Raw genomic sequence first — 1042 nt, 5'->3', positions numbered from 1 at the left:
AACAAACCATCTTGACCTCCACCAGGACCAGACATTGTAGCAAAAGTTGCATCATTAGAAAGTCCCGATAACCATTGTGCTTTCATTGGAGAATCACTTTGATATGCGACTTTTAAATTTCCACCTTTGATTGCCTTGTCTGGATTTTGATAAGCAACGTCAAAGTTCCCCGCTTTTAATTTTTTTGTACTTGTACTTGAGCTTTGATTAGAACCACAAGCACTTAGGAGTGTAGCTGCTAAAACTACACTACTTGCCAATAAAGTTACTTTTAATTTGTTCATCTTAGTTTCTCCAATAATTTCTTTTTATTTCTTGCTTGCTTCAATATAATATTTAATTTATCATATCCATTTTTAATAGATAAACATTTTTATCACTCTTGAATGTTGTTTATCTTGTAGCTTGTCTTTGGTCAGCCACTCGTCTTAGTGCATTTCCGATAAAGATAATAGCAAGCACCACAATTAGGATGACCACTGTTGCTGGAACCCAAGTCCAAGGCTTATCAGTCATTGTTTCTGGATTAGTCGCTTCATTTATCATTGTTCCCAAAGATGGTGTCCCCGCTGGAAGTCCAAAACCTAAGAAAGAAAGCCCTGTTTCTAAACCAATATTTCCAGCAAAAACAAGCGTTGCTTCAGCAATGACTAAGGTGGACAAGTTGGGCCATATTTCCCGAAACATAATTTTAAAATCAGAGGTTCCCGAAGTTTTTGATGCTCGAACATAATCTCGATTGACTTCCGTCATTGTTCTTGCCCGAATCAGACGCGTTGTCCCTATCCAACTAAAGATACTGATAATCCCAATCAAAGACCAAGAATTAAACCGTGGGATGATAGTTACAAAAACAATAATGATCATCATTGATGGTAAAATCATGACAAAATCAGTGAAACGCATGAAGATTAAATCAAACCTTCCGCCAAAGTAGCCCGTAATTACCCCTAAGATATTTCCTACAACTAAAGTAATGAGTGTAACTGCAAAAGCGATATTGAAAGAGTTTCGTGCAGAAATCATTAACATCATGATAATA

General features: G+C 36.5%; 2 protein-coding genes. Both read right to left on the bottom strand.

Going from position 1 to position 1042, the window contains the following annotated elements; all coding sequences use genetic code 11:
* A partial coding sequence (locus ABZY44_RS37795; RefSeq protein ID WP_356662091.1) for a hypothetical protein occupies positions 1-284 on the bottom strand: 284 nt, incomplete at its 3' end.
* 109 nt (positions 285-393) lie between these two features.
* A partial coding sequence (gene oppC, locus ABZY44_RS37790) for a murein tripeptide/oligopeptide ABC transporter permease OppC (RefSeq protein WP_356662089.1) occupies positions 394-1042 on the bottom strand: 649 nt, incomplete at its 5' end.

It is taken from the genome of Streptomyces sp. NPDC006544 (assembly GCF_040611715.1).
Classification (GTDB): domain Bacteria; phylum Actinomycetota; class Actinomycetes; order Streptomycetales; family Streptomycetaceae; genus Streptomyces.
This window is presented reverse-complemented; position numbering and strand designations above follow the sequence as displayed.